This window comes from Massilia cavernae, from assembly GCF_003590855.1.
GTDB classification, from domain to species: domain Bacteria; phylum Pseudomonadota; class Gammaproteobacteria; order Burkholderiales; family Burkholderiaceae_D; genus Telluria_A; species Telluria_A cavernae.
Map to the genome: position 1 here is coordinate 1 of NZ_QYUP01000120.1, position 21,335 is coordinate 21,335.

General features: G+C 67.1%; 21 protein-coding genes, 1 pseudogene and 1 riboswitch. Of the genes and pseudogenes, 14 read left to right on the forward strand and 8 right to left on the reverse strand.

Going from position 1 to position 21,335, the window contains the following annotated elements; translation table 11 throughout:
* The 3 genes and pseudogenes from D3872_RS14550 to D3872_RS14560 form a co-directional block, all read right to left on the reverse strand.
* Positions 1-299 (reverse strand): annotated as a pseudogene (locus D3872_RS14550) (transglutaminaseTgpA domain-containing protein); the annotation flags it as partial.
* Positions 296-1,291 (reverse strand): DUF58 domain-containing protein, encoded by a 996-nt coding sequence (locus tag D3872_RS14555; RefSeq protein ID WP_119811484.1) that lies wholly within the window; start codon positions 1,289-1,291, stop codon positions 296-298. The pseudogene D3872_RS14550 and the gene D3872_RS14555, both read right to left, overlap by 4 nt.
* Before the next feature lie 5 nt (positions 1,292-1,296).
* Entirely contained in the window at positions 1,297-2,217 is a 921-nt protein-coding gene (locus D3872_RS14560; protein WP_119811485.1) for an AAA family ATPase, read from the reverse strand.
* Between the two features lie 173 nt (positions 2,218-2,390).
* Here D3872_RS14560 and D3872_RS14565 point away from each other — a divergent pair, with 173 nt between their 5' ends.
* The 4 genes from D3872_RS14565 (at position 2,391) to ylqF (ending at position 6,607) form a co-directional block, all read left to right on the forward strand.
* The gene (locus tag D3872_RS14565; protein WP_119811486.1) at positions 2,391-3,323 is read left to right on the forward strand and encodes a histone deacetylase family protein; all 933 of its coding nucleotides are present in this window, start codon (positions 2,391-2,393) and stop codon (positions 3,321-3,323) included.
* Positions 3,324-3,503: 180 nt separating this feature from the next.
* On the forward strand, positions 3,504-4,391 hold the full coding sequence (locus tag D3872_RS14570) for a hypothetical protein (protein ID WP_119809738.1): 888 nt from the start codon (positions 3,504-3,506) through the stop codon (positions 4,389-4,391).
* Positions 4,381-5,628: a choice-of-anchor X domain-containing protein gene (locus D3872_RS14575; RefSeq protein ID WP_119811487.1), complete on the forward strand. Its 1,248-nt coding sequence runs from the start codon at positions 4,381-4,383 to the stop codon at positions 5,626-5,628. Before D3872_RS14570 ends, D3872_RS14575 begins: the two co-directional genes overlap by 11 nt.
* A 58-nt stretch (positions 5,629-5,686) precedes the next feature.
* Positions 5,687-6,607 (forward strand): ribosome biogenesis GTPase YlqF, encoded by a 921-nt coding sequence (gene ylqF, locus D3872_RS14580; RefSeq protein WP_229459341.1) that lies wholly within the window; start codon positions 5,687-5,689, stop codon positions 6,605-6,607.
* 1 nt (position 6,608) lies between these two features.
* Here the strand turns inward: ylqF and D3872_RS14585 are convergent, their stop codons facing one another.
* Entirely contained in the window at positions 6,609-7,427 is an 819-nt protein-coding gene (locus tag D3872_RS14585; RefSeq protein ID WP_119811489.1) for a DODA-type extradiol aromatic ring-opening family dioxygenase, read from the reverse strand.
* Between the two features lie 80 nt (positions 7,428-7,507).
* Positions 7,508-7,741: riboswitch (cobalamin riboswitch) on the forward strand.
* A gap of 78 nt (positions 7,742-7,819) precedes the next feature.
* Here D3872_RS14585 and D3872_RS14590 point away from each other — a divergent pair.
* From D3872_RS14590 to D3872_RS14615, 6 genes are all read left to right on the forward strand, one after another.
* Complete coding sequence (locus D3872_RS14590; protein ID WP_119811490.1) at positions 7,820-9,790, forward strand: TonB-dependent receptor family protein; 1,971 nt, start codon at positions 7,820-7,822, stop codon at positions 9,788-9,790.
* Positions 9,791-9,799: 9 nt separating this feature from the next.
* Positions 9,800-10,834: a FecCD family ABC transporter permease gene (locus D3872_RS14595; RefSeq protein ID WP_119811491.1), complete on the forward strand. Its 1,035-nt coding sequence runs from the start codon at positions 9,800-9,802 to the stop codon at positions 10,832-10,834.
* On the forward strand, positions 10,831-11,613 hold the full coding sequence (locus tag D3872_RS14600) for an ABC transporter ATP-binding protein (RefSeq protein ID WP_119811492.1): 783 nt from the start codon (positions 10,831-10,833) through the stop codon (positions 11,611-11,613). Before D3872_RS14595 ends, D3872_RS14600 begins: the two co-directional genes overlap by 4 nt.
* 21 nt (positions 11,614-11,634) lie before the next feature.
* Complete coding sequence (locus tag D3872_RS14605) at positions 11,635-12,519, forward strand: cobalamin-binding protein (RefSeq protein WP_119811549.1); 885 nt, start codon at positions 11,635-11,637, stop codon at positions 12,517-12,519.
* 129 nt (positions 12,520-12,648) lie between these two features.
* Positions 12,649-13,335, forward strand: coding sequence for a thiol:disulfide interchange protein DsbA/DsbL (locus tag D3872_RS14610; protein WP_119811493.1), 687 nt, complete (start codon positions 12,649-12,651; stop codon positions 13,333-13,335).
* A 135-nt stretch (positions 13,336-13,470) separates the two neighbouring features.
* Entirely contained in the window at positions 13,471-13,797 is a 327-nt protein-coding gene (locus D3872_RS14615) for a hypothetical protein (protein ID WP_119811550.1), read from the forward strand.
* A 37-nt stretch (positions 13,798-13,834) separates the two neighbouring features.
* On the opposite strand, the gene D3872_RS14620 is transcribed toward D3872_RS14615, so the two are convergent.
* The gene (locus D3872_RS14620) at positions 13,835-15,139 is read right to left on the reverse strand and encodes an ATP-binding protein (RefSeq protein ID WP_119811494.1); all 1,305 of its coding nucleotides are present in this window, start codon (positions 15,137-15,139) and stop codon (positions 13,835-13,837) included.
* 285 nt (positions 15,140-15,424) lie between these two features.
* On the opposite strand from D3872_RS14620, the gene D3872_RS14625 reads away from it, so the two are divergent.
* The 4 genes from D3872_RS14625 (at position 15,425) to D3872_RS14640 (ending at position 18,286) form a co-directional block, all read left to right on the forward strand.
* A complete protein-coding gene (locus tag D3872_RS14625; RefSeq protein ID WP_147373889.1) occupies positions 15,425-16,438 on the forward strand; it encodes a hypothetical protein in 1,014 nt (337 codons plus the stop codon).
* A gap of 5 nt (positions 16,439-16,443) precedes the next feature.
* The gene (locus tag D3872_RS14630; RefSeq protein ID WP_220476942.1) at positions 16,444-16,656 is read left to right on the forward strand and encodes a protease complex subunit PrcB family protein; all 213 of its coding nucleotides are present in this window, start codon (positions 16,444-16,446) and stop codon (positions 16,654-16,656) included.
* Positions 16,657-16,724: 68 nt separating this feature from the next.
* On the forward strand, positions 16,725-17,582 hold the full coding sequence (locus D3872_RS14635; protein WP_119811497.1) for a MipA/OmpV family protein: 858 nt from the start codon (positions 16,725-16,727) through the stop codon (positions 17,580-17,582).
* A 2-nt stretch (positions 17,583-17,584) separates the two neighbouring features.
* Positions 17,585-18,286, forward strand: a complete 702-nt coding sequence (locus D3872_RS14640; protein WP_229459337.1) for a hypothetical protein — start codon at positions 17,585-17,587, stop codon at positions 18,284-18,286.
* Positions 18,287-18,296: 10 nt separating this feature from the next.
* Here D3872_RS14640 and D3872_RS14645 read toward each other — a convergent pair whose 3' ends face one another.
* The 3 genes from D3872_RS14645 to xseA form a co-directional block, all read right to left on the reverse strand.
* Positions 18,297-18,983: a response regulator gene (locus tag D3872_RS14645; RefSeq protein WP_119811498.1), complete on the reverse strand. Its 687-nt coding sequence runs from the start codon at positions 18,981-18,983 to the stop codon at positions 18,297-18,299.
* Positions 18,984-19,215: 232 nt separating this feature from the next.
* Positions 19,216-19,794 (reverse strand): superoxide dismutase, encoded by a 579-nt coding sequence (locus D3872_RS14650; protein ID WP_119811499.1) that lies wholly within the window; start codon positions 19,792-19,794, stop codon positions 19,216-19,218.
* Positions 19,795-19,902: 108 nt separating this feature from the next.
* A complete protein-coding gene (xseA, locus tag D3872_RS14655) occupies positions 19,903-21,264 on the reverse strand; it encodes an exodeoxyribonuclease VII large subunit (RefSeq protein WP_119811500.1) in 1,362 nt (453 codons plus the stop codon).
* Between the last annotated feature and the right edge of the window lie 71 nt (positions 21,265-21,335).

Consider the following 21,335-nt stretch of genomic DNA (forward strand, 5'->3'; position numbering starts at 1 on the left):
ACCAGCAGCACCAGCATCGCCACCCCGGCGTCGCGCCCGAGCACCGTGTGGAAAGTGGCGAACACGCCGCCCATGGCGGCCAGCGACAGCGGCAGCAGCAGCAGGCCGGGCGGCATGCGGGTGCCGCGGAACGTCAAGGTAGCGCGCCACAGCAGCGTGGCGCCGCAGGCCAGCGACACCCACGCCGGCAGGTGCAGCGCATGCGGCGCCAGCACCATCAGCGCAGCGCCGAGCAGCAGCAGGGTGTCGGATTTGTCGCGCGTGAGCTTCAGCGCCAGCGCGGACAGCGGGCGGCTCATTCGTCCTCCGCGATGCCGTACAGGGCCAGCGCGCGCAGGCAGGCGGCGCGATGGGCGTCGCCACTGGCCGCGCCGAAGCGCCGCCCGTCGATGCGGAAGGCGTAGGGCAGGCCGCGCTTTTCGGCGTCCAGCACCCAGCGCGCCATGCGCGACAGCCGCAGTTCCAGGTCCACGAAGGTGGGCATCGCGTCGAAGTCGAGCACCAGCTCGTCGCGCCCGCCGCCCTCGAAATGCTTGGTCGCCAGCTGGCCGCCGTAGGCCGGGTCCAGGCGCGCGATCTGGCGCCAGGCCAGGTGGCGCAGCGCGTCGCCCGGCTGGTAGCTGCGGATGCCGGCGAAATTGTCGTCGCCGGCGTGGCCGATGCCGTCCACGCTGGCAGCGCCGCCGACCGGCAGTGGTGGCGCCGTCTCTTCGGGGAAGGGGTAGACCAGCACGCGAGCGTCCGGCCGCCAGTAGCTCCAGGCGCGGAACAGGCCGAGCGGGAAACGGGTGTCGAGCCGCACCCGCGGCGCCGCCAGCCAGCCGCGCGCAGCGGTCGGCAGGGTCAGCGTGACCACGGCGCTGCCGGCGGCCGCCACGTCGGTCACGTGGCGCACTTCCGGCGCCGGGTCGAAATCGACCCACACCGCGTAGCGGTCCAGGCGGGTGCGGTTCAGCAAACGCAGTTCCAGCTGCGCCAGCTCGCCCGCGAACACCGGCGGCACCCGCCCCAGGCGCAGGCGCAGCTGCGCCAGGTTGCGGTAGGTGAACCAGATGTCGGCCACCCAGCAGGTGGCGGCCAGGAAGGTCAGTGCGAAACCGAGGCCGAGGTTGTAGTTGATCGAGCCGACCAGCAGCAGCAAAAGCAGCGCGCAGAAGCCCATGCCGGCGCCGGTGGGCAGGATAAACACGCGGCGCTGCACCAGCAGCACCTCGCCGTTCTCGACGCCGGTGCGGCGAAACACCCAGCGGCCGGTCTTGCGGCGTATAAGCTGTGTCAGCTCGGGCGGCATCGGCCTCAGACCGGGACGGATTTCTGCAGCTGCAGCACCAGGTCGCGGCTGGCCAGCGCCATCCCGTGCGCCGATTTCAGCGGCCGCAGGCGGTGCGCGCAGACCGGCACCAGCACCGCCTGCACGTCCTCGGGAATCACGTGGTCGCGGCCTTCCAGCGCAGCCCAGGCGCGCGCCGCCTGCAGCAGCGCGATCGCGGCGCGCGGCGACAGGCCCTCGGCAAACAGGCCGTCGCGGCGCGAGGCCTGCGCCAGCGCCTGCACGTAGTCGACCAGCGCCGGCGAGGTATGGATCTGGCGCAGCGCCTGCTGGGCAGCTGCCAGCTCCGCAGGCTGCATCGCGGCCGGCAGCGTCTTGAGCATGCTGCGCCTGTCATCGCCCAGCAGCAGCGCGCGCTCGGCGGCGGCGTCCGGGTAGCCCAGCGACAGGCACATCAGGAAGCGGTCGAGCTGCGACTCGGGCAGCGGGAAGGTGCCCACCTGGTGGGTCGGGTTTTGGGTGGCGATCACGAAGAAGGGCTCGGGCAGGGCGCGCGTGACGCCGTCGGCCGTCACCTGGCGCTCCTCCATCGCTTCCAGCAGGCCCGATTGCGTCTTGGGCGTGGCGCGGTTGATTTCGTCGGCCAGCAGCACCTGGGTGAAGATCGGGCCGGGATGGAACACGAAGCCGTTCTTCTCGCGCTCGTACACCGAGATGCCGGCCACGTCGGCCGGCAGCAGGTCGCTGGTGAACTGGACCCGGTTGAATTTCAGCCCCAGCGAGATCGCCAGCGCATGCGCCAGCGTGGTCTTGCCGACCCCGGGCACGTCCTCGATGAGCAGGTGGCCGCCGGCCAGGAGGCAGGTCAGGGCCTGGCGCACTTGCTGATCCTTGCCGACGATGACTTCGCCGACCTGGCGCGCGACAGCGTGCAGTTTTTCGAACATGAGTATCCTTGTAAGCGTAACGACGGCAAGCGGGGATGGCGCGCGGCGTGTTAGATTAGCGGCATCAGGAACACGATTTTGGCGTCATCGGCAAGCAAGCCGTTACCAATGATTCTATGCGAGAACGGCCGAGCCAGTGTTCTAAAAGCGCCGGCATTACAGAAACCACGAACATGAGCACAGCAATTTACAGCCATCCCGACTGCAGCCTGCACGAGATGGGCGAATGGCACCCCGAGTCGCCCGCGCGCCTGCAGGCAATCGAAGACCAGCTGATCCTGGCGCGCATGGACGGCCTGGTCGAGCGCCGTGAAGCGCCGCTGGCCGAGCTGCCGATCATCGCGCGCAACCACAGCCTGGAAGCCATCGCGCTGGTGCGCGAAAACGTCCCGGCACATGCGGGCGAATATTATCCGCTCGACGCCGACACCTTGCTCAACGCATCCAGCTACAAGGCCGCGCTGCGCGCCGCCGGCGCCGCCGTCGCGGCCACCGACGCCGTCATCGCCGGCGCGATCGACAACGCCTTCTGCGCGATCCGCCCGCCAGGCCACCACGCAAGGCCCGGCGTGCCGATGGGCTTCTGCCTGTTCAACAATGTCGCCATCGCGGCGCGCCACGCGCTCGAGTCGCATGGCCTGAAGCGGGTGGCCATCATCGATTTCGACGTCCATCACGGCAACGGCACCGCCGAATCCTTCCACGACGACCCGCGCGTGCTGATGGCCAGCTTCTTCCAGCATCCCTTCTATCCCTACAGCGAGGTCGAGCCGGTCAGCGCCCACCTGGTCAACATCCCTGTGCCCGCGCACAGCAAGGGCGACGTGGTGCGCAAGCTGGTGCTGGAGCAGTGGCTGCCGGCGCTGCACGCGCACAAGCCCGAAATGATCTTCATCTCGGCCGGCTTCGACGCCCACCGCGAGGACGACATCGGCGAGATGGGCCTGGTCGAGGCGGACTACGCCTGGATCACCCAGCAGGTGATGGCGGTCGCCAAGCAGTACGCGCAGGGCCGCATCGTCAGCTGCCTGGAAGGCGGCTATAACCTGTCGGCGCTGGCGCGCAGCGCGGTGGCCCACATCAAGGCGTTGGCCGAACTCGACTGAGTCTGGCGTTTTGTCTCCATAAAATCACATTCCTGCCGTTCTCGAGCGTTCGGATTGACACGAATAAATCCGCTCGGTAAATTCATTGTTGACCAGTAGCACGGTCGTTCTATTTTTACCCATCCCGCATCGCCCGTCTCACCGTTTTTTCATCCGGCGTTCCCACACAAGGAGAATTAAATGAGTCGATTCACGCGCATTTTCGTTACGCTTTTCGTCCTGTCGCTTACCGCGGTATCAGGCTTCGCCAGCGCCACCAACTACACCCTCTGGATCAACGGCCGCACCGGCGGCGGCGTGGTCGGCAACTACAACAGCTTTACCTACTGGGGCCCGGACACGACGGCCGCGGGCATCAACAAGAAATCGGTGAACTGGGACGGCTACAACAGCATCTCCTCGCAGAACGGCAAGATCCGCGACGCGCTCGACTGCTTCTGCACGGGCCCCAACTGGTGCTACGTCGCCACCCACAGCGCGGGCGACCTGATGATGGGCTACACCCTGGCCAACTACGGCGCCTCCTCGCGCCTGAAGAAAAACGCCAGCCCCAATTCGGCCGGGGTATGCGGCAATTCGGACGGCACTTCGCAGACGGGATGGAACATCAAGTGGGTGCGCGCGGCATCGGGCGCGGGCGGCGGCTCGGAGCTGTCGGACGCCGGTTCCTGGGCGGTGTCGGAACCGCTGGTCAAGGACCTCAAGACCACCACCGCGCGCGCGATGTACAACCATAACAACACGGCCAACGTGTGGTTCTACATGTACGCCGGCGCCAAGGGCACGCTGTACTCGGGCATCCTGCCGGGCCAGGACGACGAGGCGGTCGCCTACCACAGCACCGGCGGCGTGGCGGGCAGCTCGGGTGGCTCCTACTGCAACCCGAGCGACTGGTTCTGCAACGACCTGACCCTCGGCACCGCGGCCAACGAAGGCGGCAGCGCCAAGTGGAGCTTCCACTCGGTCTCCTTCCGCGACGATAACGAGAGCCATAACCACTACGCCAACGGCAACTGGGGCGGCATCGTCGGCGTGGTGCGCACGGCGGTGGTCAACAGTGCCAACTAAGCGCTCGACGCTTGCATGGGCGGCAGCCGGCATCGCCGCCGCGGCGGTGCTGGCGCTGGCCTTGTGGCCCGCCAGCGGCGGCGAGACTACTGCCGCCGGCGCGGCTGCGGCGGCGCCGCAGGCCGCGCAGGCAGCTGCGACTGCACCCGGGCCGGGTGGCCCTGCCATCCCGCCGCCCGCCGGCGAACGGCAAGAACGCCTGCGGCTGCTGACGGAGCAGGTGCGGCATGCGGACCATACCTGGTGCAGCTATGCCGCCAGCACCGTCTACCCGCTGGCGTCGCGGCCGATTGCCGAGCATCCGGACCAGGTGCACCCGAACCGCCCGGTGGTCGAGACCAACCCGATGCGCTTCGAAGGCGGGCGCGGCACCGACCCGAAGGTGCTGGTGCAGACCTCGCAGTCGCGCGTGTTCATGGTGGCCGGCGAGGCGGCGGCGTTTTCGCTGCGCGCCATCGACCCGCAGGGCGCGGCGCTGCCGGTGGTGATCACCAGCGCGGTCGCGCGCGGCGTCACCTTCGGCGCCAGCCGGCCCGCGGCCCAGGTCACGTTGCAGTTCGCGGACGACGGCCTGGGCGCCGATCCGGCCGCGGGCGACAGCCATTTCGCCGCCGTGCTGGCGCCGGCCCAGACCGGGCTGGCGCAGTTCAACGGCACCATCCGCACCGAAGTGCGCTACAGCGCCGCCGGCCGTACCGGCGTGGTGCTGTTCGACGTGATCTATAGTCCCGAGGTGCCGGCGACATGGGCGGGGGCGCCGCGCGAGATCATCGAGGACGGCTCGCTGGTGTACGTGCTGAAGGCGGATGTGCGCCAGGCCGGGCGCTACATCGTCAGCGGCCGGGTCGACGACGCCAACGGCAAGCCGTTCGCGCTGGCGACCTTCAATGACGTGCTGCGCGCGGGGCCGGGCGAGGTCAGGCTGACCGTGTTCGGCAAGCTCCTGCACGATAAGGCGCCGGCCATGCCGCTGGTGCTGCGCGACGTCGAAGGCTACCTGCTGAAGGAAGACACGGACCCCGACCGCGCGCTGATGCCGAGGCTGGAAGGCAGGGTGGTGGCGGGCAAGCCGCACGCGCCGAAAAGCTTCTCGGACGCCGAATGGAACGGCGAGGAGCGCACCCGCCACCTGGCCGAATTCGCCAAGGACGTCGCGCTGGCGAGGAAAGCGCTGGCCGATTTCGACCCGTCGGTGCCGCAGCCGCCCAGCCAGTGCGCCCCCGGTGCCGTAAAATAGCGGTTCCGTACAGGATTTTTTAGGAAGCAGCATGTCGATACAATGGTACCCGGGCCACATGAACGCCGCCCGCAAGAAAGCGGCGGAGCAGATGGAGAACACCGACCTGGTGATCGAAGTGCTGGACGCGCGCCTGCCCGAGGCGAGCTGCAACCCGATGGTCGAGGAGCTGCGCCTGTTCCGCCAGCGCCCCTGCCTGAAAATCCTGAACAAGGTCGACCTGGCCGATCCCGCCGCCACCAAGGCATGGAGCGAGTACTACGACGCGCAGGAAGGCGTCACCGCCTACCCGATGACCACCAAGAAGCCGGCCGACGTCGCGCGCATCCCGGAGCTGTGCCTGTCGCTGGCGCCGCACCGGGGCGTGCCGACCAAGCCGCTGCGCATCATGATCATGGGGATTCCGAACGTCGGCAAGTCGACCCTGATGAACGCGCTGCTGAAGAAAAAGGTGGCCAAGGTCGGCGACGAGCCGGCCGTCACCAAGATCCAGCAGAAGCTCTACCTCGGCAAGAACATCATCCTGGTCGACACGCCGGGCATGCTGTGGCCGAAGATCGCGCTGGCCAGCGACGGCATGATGCTGGCGGCGAGCCACGCGGTCGGCTCGAATGCGCTGATCGAGGAAGAAGTGGCGGTATTCCTGGCCGAGGTAATGCTGGAACGCTACCCGCAGCTGCTGGCCGCGCGCTACGGCTTCAAGACCGAGGGCATGGACGGCATCGCGGTGGTGGAAGGCGTGGCCGCGCGCCGCGGTTTCCGCCAGAAGGGCGGCGACCTCGATTTCGAGAAGGCCTCGCACACCTTCCTGCAGGATTACCGCAGCGGCGCGCTGGGCCGCATCAGCCTGGAGACGCCGGAAACCCGTGCGGCGCGGCTGGCGCAGCATGAGATCGACATGGCTGCGAAGGCCGCCAAGGCAGCCGCCGCAGCGGCCGAAAAAGCGGAACGCAACGCGCGCGGCAAGCGCGGCACCTGATTCACGGGGCGGCGGCTTCCCCGAACCGGTAACTCGACACCGCCAGGTTCCCGAAAAACTCCTCCTCGTGGTACACCCGCGCCGCCGGCTCGTGTTCGGCCGCGCCGTAGGCCACCAGCAGCGGTATCAGGTGCTCCTCCCTCGGATGGGCCATGCGCGCGTAGGGCGCCTGGTCCCAGTGCAGCAGGGCGGCGGTGCGCTGTTCCGGCGGCAGGTCGAGCAGCGCGAAGCGCAGCCACGCGTCGAATGCATGCGAAGCCTGGCGGCCGGCTGGCCCGAACTGGCGCAGGTTGTGGAAACTCAGGCCGCTGCCGATAATCAGCACGCCTTCCTCGCGCAGCGGCGCCAGCGCGCGCCCCGCTTCGAGGTGGGCCAGGGGATCCAGGCCGTGCTTGAGCGCCATCTGGACCACGGGCACGTCGGCTTTCGGATAGACCGGGTACAGCATCGAAAAGGTCCCGTGGTCGAAGCCGCGCACCGGATCGAGTTCGGCGGCCTGGCCCGCCGCGGCCAGCAGCGCCGCCGCGCGTTCGGCCACCTCCGGTGCGCCCGGCGCCTTGTACTGCACCCGGTAGGTATGTGCGGGAAAGCCGCCGTAGTCGTAGATCATGCCCGGCTCGCGCCCCGACGACAGTGTGAATTCGCGCTCCTCCCAGTGGCCGGACACCACCAGCACCGCCGCCGGTTTGGCGCCGACCTGGCGCGGGATGTCCTTCAGCGACGCTTCCAGCACGTCGTAGGTCGATCCGTACTGCTCCTTCATGAACGGCCAAGGGCCGCCGCCGTGGGACAGGAAATAGGTGGGCAAGCGTTCAGGCATGGGACGGTTCCGCGGGCGGTGTCGATAGGTCAAGCTTAGTATAAATACGCCGCTCCGGCATGGGGCAGCCCTGCTTGCGTTTATAATATCGCTGTTTTGGTGCCCGCCGGCGTGATCACGCCGGCAGTTAAACGGGAAACACGACGCGGCCGCGCTTACGCGCCGCCTGCCAACGTGTGCTGCCCCCGCAACGGTAAACAAGCGCCGCCGCATGCCGGTGGCCGGCTGCCTCGAACACCACTGTGCCTGGAGCATAGGAAGGTGAGGCAGTCCGACTTGCGAGCCCGGATACCGGCCAGGACAGGTGGACTTCGCCGGCATGCCCGCGCGGTCCTTTGAATCAGGCTTGCGGGGACGCAAGCTGGATGCTCACACACAAAAAACACAGACCCATGAACGTATCCGCAGTACCTGCAAAGCCGCTCGCGCTTGCCCTCGCCCTTTCCGTTTGCTTTGCCGCCCCGGCCGTCGCCCAGCAGTCCATGCCGACCGTGTATGTGACCGGCGCGCGCTTCGCCAGCGACCCGGCATTGGCGCCGATCGGCGCCACCGTGATCGACGCGGGCCAGATCCGCCGCGCCGGCGTCACCGACGTCAACCAGGCGATCCGCAAGATCGGCGGCGTCTACGGCCGCCAGAGCCTGGACGGCTCGCCCGACTTCATGCTGGACCTGCGCGGCTTCGGCTCCAACAGCAGCCAGAACATGGTGGTGGTGCTGGACGGCGTGCGCCTGTCGGAGAATGAGCTGAGCGGCCCGATCCTGTCGACGATCCCGATCGAGACGGTCGAGCGCATCGAGATCATCCGCGGCGGCGCGAGCGTGCTGTACGGCGACGGGGCGACCGGCGGTGTGATCCAGATCGTGACCAAGCGCGCTGAAAAGGACGGCAGCCGCGGCATGGCCAGCTTTGATGCAGGGCAATTCGGCCTGCGCGAACTGCGCGCCAGCGCTGCGCACAGCTTCGGCGCGTTCGCGCTCGACGCATCGGTGTCCGACCTCAAGACCGACAACTACCGCGACCACAATGCCTTCGACAACCGCAGCTTCAGCGGCGGCCTGGCATGGTCGCACGCCAACGGCCGCGTATCGCTGCGCCTCGACAGCGCGCGCCAGGAATCGGAGTTCCCCGGCTCGCTGACGCAGCAGCAGTTCGACGCCAACCCGCGCAGGGCCTCCACCCCGCTGGACTTCGGCAGCCTCGATTCCGACCGCGTGACCGCGCTGGTCGAACACCGCATTGGCAACGTCGACCTCGCGGCCGAACTGTCGCACCGCGAAAAGACCGCCGCCGCCACCTACTACTTCACCTTTGGCGGCAGCACCAGCGCGTCGGCCCTGTCGTATGACAGCCGCCAGACCCAGTTCTCGCCGCGCCTGCGCCACCGCACGCAGCTGGACGGCATGCTCAACGAACTGGTGGCCGGCGTCGACCTGATCCGCTGGAGCCGCGACACCACGTCGTCGTTCTCGGCGGCCGAAGCCACCCAGGACTCCAAGGCACTGTACCTGCGCGACGAGCTCCGCTGGAGCGCCGCCCACAACGGCCGCCTGTCCGCCGGCGTGCGCCGCGAAAGTTTCGACAAGGAGACCGTCGACCCGCTCGCCTTCCCGCCAATGAATGAGGCCATCAAGCAGTCGCAGACGGCATGGGAAGTGCAGGGCAGCATGGACGTGGCGCCGCTGCTGAACGTGCACGCCAAGGCAGGCCGCAGCTACCGCGCGCCGAACTCGGACGAGAACGCGTTCCGTTCCACCACCGGCCCGCTCCGCATCCAGACCTCGCGCGACCTCGAAGTGGGCGCGGCCTACGGCACCGAACAGGCCAAAGCCGGCGTGCGCGTGTTCCGCCACGCGATCGACGGCGAGATCTTCTACGACCCGACGCTCAACTTCGGCTTCGGCGCCAACACCAACCTCGACCCGACCCGCCGCCAGGGCGTGGAAGTCGACGCGCAGGCGCGCGTTGCCGCGGACTGGCGCGTCAACGCGAGCTACCAGCACGTGCAGGCCGAATTCACGGAAGGCCCGAACGCCGGCCGCGAGATGGTGCTGGTTCCGAAAAACGTGCTGAGCGCGCGCCTGTCGTGGGTTCCGGCCGGCGGCCACAGCGCCGACGTCGGCGTGCAGTGGGTCGACAGCCAGCGTTTCGGCAACGACTTCAGCAACAGCTGCGGTTCGCGCATCCCTTCCTACACCACCATCGACGCACGCTACGCGCGCCGTGTGGGTCCATGGGAGTTTGCGGTGTCGGGCCTCAACCTGGCCGACAAGGACTACTACAGCAATGCCTTCCTGTGCCGGGCCGGCATCTACCCGGGCGATGGCCGCCAGTTGCGGGCTTCGGTTCGCTACGACTTCTAAGGCCGCCGCATGAACCGCCTGCCGCAAGCCGCGCAGCGCCACCGCCTGGTGCTGGCGCTGCTGGGTGCGGCAGCGCTGGCGGTTCTGTTGGCATCGACGATGGTCGGCTCGGTCGGCATCCCAGTCTCGAAGCTGCCGTTCGCACTGGCCAGCCTGGTGTCGGGCGAGGAGGGCGGCATCGAGGCCACCTTGCTCGACCTGCGCCTGGGCCGCGCCTGCGCCGCGTTCGCGACCGGCGCGGCGCTGTCGCTGGCCGGCGTCATGATGCAGGCGCTGCTGCGCAACCCGCTGGCCGATCCTTACGTGCTGGGCATTTCCAGCGGCGCCGCAGTGGGCGCGCTGGCCGCGCTGCTGGGCGGCGCGGCGCTGTGGATGGTCGACCTGGGCGCGCTGGGCGGCGCGGTCGGCGTGTCGGCGCTGCTGTACCTGCTGGCGCGGCGCGACCTGGGCGGCTCCGCCTCGCGCGACACGCCGGGCGACCCGAATACCCTGCTGCTGACCGGCGTGATCCTGGCCGCGGCCTGCATGGCGCTGGTGACGCTGATGCTGTCGGTGGCGCCGGAATCGCGCCTGCGCGGCATGGTGTTCTGGATGGTGGGCGACCTGTCCGGCGCCGGCTGGCGCTGGCTGCCTTGGGTGGTGCTGGCTGGCGCGCTGCTGTTCGCCCTGCGTTCCGCGCGTAGCCTGAACGTGATGGCGCTGCATGCCGACGCTGCCGCCACGCTCGGCGTCGACGTCGCGAAGCTGCGCCGTTCGCTGTTCATCTGCTCGGGCATCCTGACCGCCAGCGCGGTGACCACCGCGGGCAGTATCGGCTTCGTGGGCCTGATCGTGCCGCACGCCTGCCGCTACGCCTTCGGCCCCGACCACCGTATCCTGCTGCCAGCCGCGACGGTGGCCGGCGGCGCCTTCCTGGTGCTGGCCGATACGCTGGCACGCACCGTGCTGGCGCCGCAGCAGCTGCCGGTAGGCGTACTGACTTCCCTGATCGGCGTGCCGGTCTTTTTACTGCAACTGCACCAGCTGCACCTGCGCCGGCCATGATCGCCACCACCGACCTGACCCTGCGCGCCGGAGCGCGCGTGCTGCTCGAAGGCCTGACGTGGCATGCCGAGCCGGGCCAGCTGTGGTGCATCATCGGCCGCAACGGCGCCGGCAAGAGCACCTTGCTGCGCACGCTGGCGGGCATGCGTTCGCCGGACGGCGGCAGCGTCGCCATTGACGGCCGGCCGCTGGCCGAGTGGGACGTGGCGAAGCTTGCGCGCGAACGCTCCTTCCTGGCGCAGTCGCGCAGCGACGCTTTTGCCTACCGAGTGATCGAGACCGTGCTGATGGCGCGACATCCGTATCACGCGGACCGCTACTGGGAAGGCAGCGACGATCATGTCGCCGCCGAAAACGCCTTGCGCGCGCTCGACGTGCTGCACCTGGCGCGGCGCGACGTGCGCACCCTGTCCGGCGGCGAACGCCAGCGCGTGGCGATCGCCGCATTGCTGGCGCAGGACACGCCCCTGATGCTCCTCGACGAACCGGCCAACGCGCTCGACCTGGCGCACCAGGTGTCGGTGATGCGCCTGCTGGCGCGCCTTTGCCGCGAACAGGGCAAGACCGTGGTGATGGTCGGGCACGACCTGAACCTGGCCCACAGCGTCGCCACCGATGCGCTATTGCTGATGGGCGACGGCCGCTGGCTGGCCGGCGCAACCGCGGAGGTGATGCAGCCGCATATACTGAGCCAGTGCCTCGGCCACCCGATCGAGACGCTGCGGCACGGCGAACGCACCATTTTCATCGCGGGCGAAAGCGCCCCCGCAAACACGTAACAAGCGAAAAACGACATGAACATGACCAAACTGCTGCTGGCCGCCGCCTTGATGCTGTCTTCGCAGGCCGTGCTGGCACGCACCCCGACCGTCATCGACGACGCGGGAAACCGCATCACCCTGGACAAGCCCGCCCAGCGCATCATCTCGATGTCGCCGCACGTGACCGAGCTGCTGTTCGCCGCCGGCGGCGGCAAGCGCATCGTCGGCGCCATGAACTTCAGCGACTATCCGGAAGAGGCCAAGCGCATCCCGCTGGTCGGCAACGACAGCCAGATCGACATGGAACGGGTGGTGGCGCTCAAGCCCGACCTGCTGATCGTATGGCAAAGCGGGAACACAGCGCGCCAGCTCGAACAGCTGCGCAGCCTCGGCATCCCGGTGTTCTACAGCGAGCCGCGCACGCTGGACGGCGTGGCCACCAGCCTGACCCGTTTCGGCGACCTGCTCGGCACCGCCCCCGAGGCGGCGCGCGCCGCCGCCGCGTTCCGCGACAGGGTCAAGCTGCTTGCCGTCCGCTACGCCAATCGGCCGATGGTGCGGGTGTTCTACCAGGTGTGGGACCGGCCGCTGTACACGCTGAACGGCAGCCATATCGTCAGCGACGCGATCCGCCTGTGCGGCGGCGAGAACATCTTCGCCAGCCAGGCGGTCAAGGCGCCAGCGGTCAGTATCGAAGCGGTGCTGCAGCTGAACCCGGAGGCGGTGATCGGCGACGCCCAGCAGGGGCCGGACGACGCCGGCATCACCATTTGGAAGCCCTACCGCAACATGACGGCGGTCGCGCGCGGCAACCTGTTCACCCTACGCGGCGAACTGCTGACGCGTGCCGGGCCGCGCATCACCGACGGCGTCGCCCAGTTGTGCGAACGGCTGGAGACGGCCCGCAAACGCCGTCCGGGCTAGCCATGTAAGGACATGACAAGGCCCCGGTTAAATAGGTAAGCAATTGCAAAAAATGGGGGCGGCCCCTCCGAGGCCGCGAAAAAGTGGTAACCTCCGGATCGTTGCTTAACTACACTACGAAGGATATTTATGCGTTCCCTGCGTTTTGCCATTGCTGCCGCAAGCCTGATCGCCAGCGCGGCGTTTGCCTCGCCGACCGCGCCGGTCAACGGCGCCGAATACCTCACGCTAGCGCAGCCCCAGCCTGTCCAGACGGCCGGCAAGAAAGTGGAAGTCATCGAATTCTTCATGTACCACTGCCCGGCCTGCAATGCGCTCGAGCCGAGCCTGGCCGCATGGGTCAAGAAGCAGGGCAACAACATCGAATTCAAGCGCGTGCACATGCCGATGCAGGGCCTGGCCGATCCGGAAGCCCACCTGTACCTGACGCTGGAAGCGATGGGCAAGCTGGAAGAGATGCATCCGAAAGTGTTCCGCGCCTTCCACGTCGAGCGCCAGCGCCTGAACCGCGACGACGCGATCATCGAATGGGTGGCCAAGAACGGCGTCGACAAGGCCAAGTTCCTCGAATACTGGAACTCGTTCGGCGTGCAGTCCAAGCTGCGCCGCATTCCCCAGGTGCTGAGCAACTACAAGGTCGACTCGGTGCCGACCCTGGTGATCGACGGCCGCTACATGACGTCGCCATCGATGGTCGGCCAGGCAGCCAAGGGCAATATGGCTGGAACCGTGCAGGCGGCAACCATGCAGGTCGCCGACGCACTGGTCGCCAAGGTACAGAAGGACAAGGGCCTGAAGCCGGCCGCTGCAAAGTAAGCCGGTCGCGTGCCACAAAAACTCCGCTGCGGCGGAGTTTTTTTTGGCCGTTCGCCGGCGCTGGACCGGGCGCACTGGAATATGCCCGTTGTAGCGATTAGAATGAAGCATACCCGCGAAAGGCAACGCAACAACATGAGTGAAGAAGCAGAAAAAAAGCTGTTGAAGATGTACGACGGTTCCCGGCCGGCCGAGGAAGACCTGTTCGAGACCAGCTATGTGAACCACGTGGCGTGGACGCTGGTGGTCATCCTGGGCGGCGCGCTGATCTGGGTTTCGATCGCACTGATCAACGCGGAGAACCAGCGCAACGCGCTGATGACAAAGCAGTGCGCCGACCCCGTCTTCAAGGGCGAGGTCGACCAGGCCTGCCTGCAACTGGTCGCCTCGCGCGAGCACTGGTGGGAGAACCTCTGGTATGGCGTGACGCATCTGCGACCGGAAGAGCCGGCCCCTAAATAGTCAAAAACTCCGCTGCGGCGGAGTTTTTGTTTGGGGCCTAGCCCGGCAGCGTGATCGTGAAGCGCGCCCCGCCCAGCGGCGATTCGCCCGCCACGATGCTGCCGCCATGCAGCCCAACTGCCTTGTGCGCGATCGACAGGCCGAGCCCGAAGCCGCCGGTGGCGCGGTCGCGGCTTCGGTCGAGGCGGTAGAAGGGCTCGAAGACCCGGGTGCGTTCCGTTGCCGGGATGCCCGGGCCGTCGTCGTCCACCACGATCTCCACCGTCCCGGACGCCGTGCGGCGCGCGCCCAGCGCCACGCGCGACTGGGCATACTTCTGGGCGTTGCGCATCACGTTGCAGACCGCGCGCACCAGCAGGCGGCGGTCGCCTTCCATGCTGCCCAGGCCAGGCGCGAGTTCAAACAACGGCGCCGGGCCGGCCGGGTCGAGCGAGTCGACGCAGCCGGCCAGCGCGGGCGCCAGCTCGAACTGCTCGCGCTGGAGCGACTGCGGGCTGTCCAGCCGCGTCATGCTGAGCAGCTCGCCGACCAGGGTGTTCAGCTCCGACAGGTCGCCTTCCATCGCCGCGATGCGCTTCTCCAGCGCCGGGTCGCCGGCAGCGCCGCGCAGCAGTTCCAGCGCGAACTCGAGCCGGGCGATCGGCGTACGCAGTTCGTGCGAGACCGAATGCAGCAGGTTGCGCTGGGCGTCCAGCAGCCCCTCGATGCGTGCCGCCATGTGGTTGATGCGCTCGGCCAGCGGATAAATGCTGGCGCTGGGCGCCATGTGGGCGCGCGCCGACAGGTCGCCGGCGCCGAAATCGTCGGCCACTTTCGACAGGGCCTGCAAGCCCTGCCAGTGGGAGCGCGACCACAGCGCGATCGGGATCAGGAGGGCGAGGGCCACGATGACATAGCGCACCGCCTCCATTTCCAGCGCCAGGGCGATATCGATCGGAAGGTCCTGCGCGTGGATCACCTCGGCCTCGCTGCCGATGTACTTGTGGCCGGTGAGGTCGACCCGGCGGTAGAAGGACTTGCTGGCGGCGTCCAGCACCACCTCGCCGCGGTCGAGCGCGCCCATCTGGGCCGGTTCCAGTTCTTTGCGCGCCTGAATCAGGGGGACCAGGTCGAGCCTCACCTTGGACACCTCGCGCACCTTGTTCAGCCGGGTCAGCCATTCGTCGGCGGGAGCCTGGTCAACGTACTGCTCAAGCAGGAAGATCTGGGCCGCGGCCTGGCGGCGCGCGATGTCCTCGAGCGGATCGCCGAAGAGGCGGGTGATGGCGAGGTAGATGACGAAGGTGGCGGCGGTAATAGACAGCATCACCAGCACGAAGAAGCGGAAGAAAATACGATTCACAGGCGCCGTCTCCCGGATCGCCTGGCTTGCCCCGCACCGTACCGTGTTGCCAAGAACATAGTTTTTCTCCCGACCGACATTGTATAAGAGCTGCGTTTTCTACGTGCATTACAAATTCACGACAATTGCCTTACATCTCAGGGAGGAATGAAAACCGGCCGGTCGTTATGATGATGTTCATGGATTTTCCGTTTGCCCACTGATACGACAAGTGTCGTGGGCTTTTTTTATTCTGTGTTCGGTGGAGCGCCACAAGCGCACCAGTTTTGCGGGAGGGGTGTCATCATGACGGTCCTGGGACGTTTTCTTGGCGCCATGCCGATTGCAGGCGCTGCCTTGCTGGCGGGCTGCGGCGGCGGTTCCGTCCCCATGCACGACCAGCAAGCCTCCCCTGGCGTGGTGGTCGGTGAACCCTCCCCGAATGATGCCCCGGTTTCCACTGAACTGTTCGCCGCCCGTGCGCGCGAGGAAGCGTGCGCCGGCGTGCGCAACCGCCTGTTTGTCATCGACGGCAAGAAGGTATTCTGGGACCGCGCCGGCAACTGCCCGGATAACAGCTACGCCCAGCGCCTGTATGGTGTAACGCCGGACGCGCTGCTGTGCGAGGCGATGGACAGCATCGCCGGACCGCGTATCAGCTGCAAGGACAGCGCGGCGCGCAGCCTGTTCGACACCATCCTGGCCAACCTCGAACGCGACGACCTGGGACTGGGCATCGCCCACAAGGTCGAGCCGCTGGCCTTCCTGCCGCAGGACGGCGCCAGCATCGCCTTCACGCCGCTGGCGGAGGATGCCTTCTCCGGCGTACGCGCGCCAAGGACGGTCGTGATCCGCGACGCCGGCGCGTTCGCCAGCCTGTGGGCCGAGCATGCACGCGGCCGCAGCCCGGCGCCGGAGATGCCGCGCGTGAATTTCAGTACGCATATGCTGGTGGGCGTGTTCGCGGGCGAGGGCAGCAACGGCTGCCGCCAGGTCAAGGTGACCAAGGTGGCGTCGCGGGCGGACCGGATCGTGGTCAGCTACGAAGTGCGCGACCTGGCCACCTTCGCGGTCTGCACCGCAGCGGTCGGTTCGCCGATGCAGCTGGTTGCCATGCCGCGCGGCGACACGCCGGTCGAATTTGTCAACATCAAGCCGGAACGGCTGGTGGTAAAGGAGCTTGAGCGCAGCACCCGCTCGCTGGTCAGCCAGCCGAAGAACGTGGTCGTTAGGGATGCGGCCGCCTTCGCTACCCTATGGGCCGGACACAGCGCCCACAGCAGCGCGCGCCGGAAGTCGATTTCACCCGCAACATGGTGATCGGCGTGTTCATCGGCACCCGTCCGAACGGCTGCTATTCGACCGAAGTGACGGACGTGTATCGCGAAAACGGTGCCATCACGGTGGTGCGCACCGACTGGGAACCGGGTCCGCAGGCCGTCTGCACGCTGGCGCTGGTCAACCCGGCGCACCTGGTAGTGGTGCCGCGGTCGGACGAGCCTGTGGAATTTAGTTCACAGGTGCAGGTCCTCAAGTGAGGCAATTGTTGGGTTGTCGGGCGGCACACATTAGAATGTCGTCCACTCGAACTCCCACAAGCTGAAAAATGGAAAAGCTTCTTGCCCTCGCCCTGGCCGGCGCCTGCAGCACAGCAGCCGCCCAGACGCCCGCCAACAATCCGATGCCGGACGGCAGCCGCGACATGTATGTCGGGCTGGGCGTCGCCTCGGCGCCGGTCTACGAGGGTGCGGACGAGCGGCGCGAACAGGCGCTGCCGGTACTGCAGGCGGCATGGAGCAACGGCGTGTTCATCTCCGGCTTGAGCGCGGGTATGCACCTGTCGAACCAGCCTTCGCTGGAGTTCGGCCCGCTGCTGGCGGTGCAGCGCCGCCGCAGCGAAAAGGGGCTGTCGGACGACATCGGCGCGGTATTTTCCGGCACCGGCCACACCATCGTGCGCGATCCCTCGCCGAACAAGGCCGGGATGGTGGTGAACCGCCTGACCGGCGTCGACGTGCAGCACACGCGCCTGCAGGCGGGCGGCTTCCTGAATTACTACCTGACGCCGCAGCTGCGCGTGACCAACACGCTGCTTTACGGTTCGGGCAACGGGCGCAATGGCGCCCTGTGGCGCGTCGGGCTGCAGCACATCGGCGCCGATCTCGGGCCGCACCACTTCGTGTCGGTGGGCGTTGGCGCGACCCTGGCCAACCGCAGCCACAACCAGGCCTTCTTCGGCATCAGCGCGGATGAAGCCGTGCGCAGCATCAACCCCGAATATGCAGCCGGCGGGGGCCTCAAGGACATCCATGCGACTGCACGCTGGAACTGGTCGTTCAGCCCGTCGTGGCTGCTCGTCACCGGCGTGCAGGCCACGCGCCTGCGCGGCAGCGCCGCCGACAGCCCGCTCACCGAGCGGCCCACCAACCTGACCGTTTCGACGGCACTGGCCTACCGATTCTGACCATGCGCGTTTCCCGTCACCTTCCGGCTTTCGTCGCCATGCTGCTGCTTGCGGCAGGCAGCGGCGCGGCCCGGGCCGAGGCCGGGGAATGGGTGAGCTACCGCGACGCCTACCGCGCGATGGTGGTATTCGAAAAGTACGGCAAGCCGAAGAACTACCTGCAGAACCATTACCAGGTCATGCCGCGCGAGAAGGGCGTCAGCCTCCAGGGCGTGCAACTGAGCTTGCAGGGCAAGACCGTGCAGATCAACCTGGCGCTCGACCCGGAAGGGCGTACCGTGTTCCCGCTGCTGAAAGCGGCCTATGACGAAAACGCCGCGCTGGTGGTGAATCGCAAGGTGAGCCAGTTCGTGTTCCGCCCGCGCGTATCGATCGTGGTGCAGGCCGACGGCGTGTACGAGGTGGCCGAGCTGCGCGCGGCATGCGAGCAGGCGCTGGCCTTCCAGCGCCACGTCGACGCGGCGGCGCGTTCGCGCAAGTGCGTGGGCGTGCGCTTTGCCTTTGCCGGCATGGACGTCGATCCGGGTGTGCGGGTGAGGGGAGCCGACAAGGCCGAAGCGCTGCTGCCGGCGGTGGAAGGCGCGGCGTTCGCGGACGACCCGAACGCGCAGTTCAGGGTGGTCAACTACCGCTTCGCCGACGCCGACCGCGGCCAGGTGGTGACCAAGAACGTGCCGCTGTCGATTGCGGCACTGATCGAATAAATGGCCGGGCTTACGCCCAGGCCGACGGCGAAAACAAGTAGCCTTCGCCCCACACCGTCTTGATTTTTTCCGACTCGGCGTCGTCGAACTTGCGGCGCAGCTTGGAGATGCAGTTATCGATGCTGCGGTCCAGGCCATCGAATTCGATTCCTCGCATCTTCTTCAGCAGCGCATCGCGCGACAGCACGGTGCCGGCCGACTCGGCCAGCACCAGCAGCAGCTTGTACTCCGTATTACTCAGCACGCAGGGCTGGCCGCGCCAGACGACGCTGCGGTCGCTGGTGGCGATGGTCAGCGCGCCGAAGGTGATGACGCCGGTATCGGGCGCGCCCTTGTTCTGCGAACGGCGCATCAAGGCGCGCAGGCGAGCCAGCAGCACGCGCGGCTGCACCGGCTTGTTGACGAAATCGTCGGCGCCCTGTTCCAGGCCCGACACCTCGTCGTAGGAATCCTCGCGCGCGGTCAGGATCAGGATCGGCACCTCGCCCAGCTCGCGCATCTGGCGGCACACCACCATGCCGTCGAGGCCGGGCAGCATCAGGTCGAGCACGACCACGTCCGGCTGGATGGCCTTGAAACGCTCCAGCGCCTCGTCGCCCCGCGTGACGAGTTCGACGGCAAATTCATAATTGGTCAGGTATTCGGTGACGAGCTGCGCCAGGCGCGCATCGTCCTCCACCAGCAATAATCTATGCATGACAAGTCTCCCTAACCAACCATTGTATAAGAGCCCATCCATCCATGCACAATTGCAGGCTTATCCCGACAATTCGATACATTTGGACGACATTTTTGCTTTGGGAAACGTTTCTTAAATCGGGGTCAGACCACAATTTGCGAAACATTTCGACAATGGTGGTCTGACCCCGATTTTAGAAAGATTGGCGAAAAAAAATCCGCCGGAGCGGATTTTTCGGGGGGTGCGCTTGCTACGCGTGGTTCTGGGCGACGAAGTCCCAGTTGACCAGGCCCCAGAACGATTCAACGTACTTGGCGCGCAGGTTGCGGTAGTCGATGTAGTAGGCGTGCTCCCAGACGTCGCAGGTCAGCAGCGGGGTGTCGCCGTTGGTCAGCGGGCAGCCTGCGTTCGAGGTGTTGACGATGTCGACCGCGCCGTCGGCCTTTTTCACCAGCCAGGTCCAGCCGGAACCGAAGTTGCCGACGCACGATTTGGTGAACTCTTCCTTGAACTTGTCAAACGAACCCCACTTGGCGTTGATCGCGTCAGCCAACGCACCCGCAGGCTGGCCGCCGCCATTCGGCTTCATGCCTTTCCAGTAGAAGGTGTGGTTCCATACCTGGGCCGCGTTGTTGAAGATGCCGCCGCTCGACTTCACGACGATCTCTTCCAGCGTCATGGCCTCGAACTCGGTGCCCTTGATCAGGTTGTTCAGGTTGGTAACGTAAGTCTGGTGGTGCTTGCCGTAGTGATACTCAAGCGTTTCTTCCGAGATATGCGGTGCGAGTGCGTTCTTTGCGTATGGCAGTGCCGGCAGGGTGTGTTCCATGTTGTTGTCCTTTATCGATTGGAAATGCGTTGGTTCTTCAGTAGCGACGCTTATTGTAATTCGTCTCGGGTTTCGTTGCACATTGCTTCATGTTGTAAAGCTTGACCCTCATTCCAGCAGGGTTTGCACGCTGGCCACGCCGACTTCGGCGCTGCCTTCGGCCAGCCTGACCGTCAGCGTGTCGCGAGGCTTGATCGCGCCTGGTGAACGCAGCACCTTGCCGCGGCTGTCGCGCACGATCGCATAGCCACGTTCCAGCGTGCGCTGCGGGTTGAGCAGCTCGAGCTGGGCCGACAGTGCCGCCAGCGCGTCCTTGCGCTGGGCCAGCTGGCTGGCGATGCTGGCGCCGCAGTGACGCTGCTGCGATGCCAGCTCGGCGCGCAGAGCGCGCGTGTCCGGGCGGTGCTGCGCCCAGCGTCCGCGCAGCTGCGCCAGGGTGAAGCTGTGGCGGTTGACCGGGCCGCGCACCGCGTGGGTGAGGGCGGTCGCCATGCCGGCCAGCTTCAGGCGCTGGTGCCCGATCTGGGCCGAGGGGCTGAGCAGCCGGCGCGCGTAGTTGTCGAGGTTGAGGTTGGCCTCGGACAGCATGCGCCGCATCGCGCGCCGCAGGTCGGTGGCGTCGCCCGCCAGCGACGCCATCCAGTCGGCGCGCGGCGTGGCCGCCAGCTCCGCCGCGGCGGTCGGCGTGGCGGCGCGGATGTCGGCCGCAAAGTCGGCGATCGTGAAGTCGGTCTCGTGGCCGACACCGGATATCACCGGCACGCTGCAGCCGGCGATCGCGCGCGCCACCACTTCTTCGTTGAAGCACCACAGGTCCTCGATCGAGCCGCCGCCGCGCACCACCAGCAGCACGTCGACCTCGGCGCGGTGCGATGCGGTGGCGATGGCGTCGGCGATCTTCAGGGCCGCCATCTGGCCTTGCACCGGCGCCGGATAGAGCACGATGCGCAGGTGCGGCGCGCGCCGCTGCAGCGCGATCAGCACGTCGCGCAGCGCCGCCGCCTGCGGGCTGGTAACGATGCCGACCGAGCGCGTGAACATCGGCAGCGCGCGCTTGCGTTCCTGGTCGAACAGGCCTTGCACCGTCAGCTTTTCCTTGAGCTTCAGGAAGGCTTCATACAGTACGCCGACGCCGGCGCGGCGGATCGCTTCGACGTTGATCTGGTAGTCGCCGCGCGCGCCGTACAGCGTGACCAGGGCGCGCACTTCGACCTTGTCGCCTTCGCGCGGGGTGAAGCCGGCGAATTGCGCACGGCCGCGGAACATCACAGCGCGCACCTGGGCGGCGTCGTCCTTCAGGGTGAAGTACCAGTGGCCGGAGCTGGCGCGCGTGAAGTTCGAGATCTCGCCGGCGATCCATGTCAGGGGAAAGCTGCGCTCGAGCAGGCGGGCTACCTGCGCGTTGAGCGCGCTGACCGTCAGAACCGGAGGCGCGGCATAGCCGGGGTCGGCGTCGTAGTCGTTTTGCATCTAGTCATCCACAGTTGGCGGGGGCGGTCATGCTTATGTCACAAACCGATCAGGATGACAAGGGTAGCGCG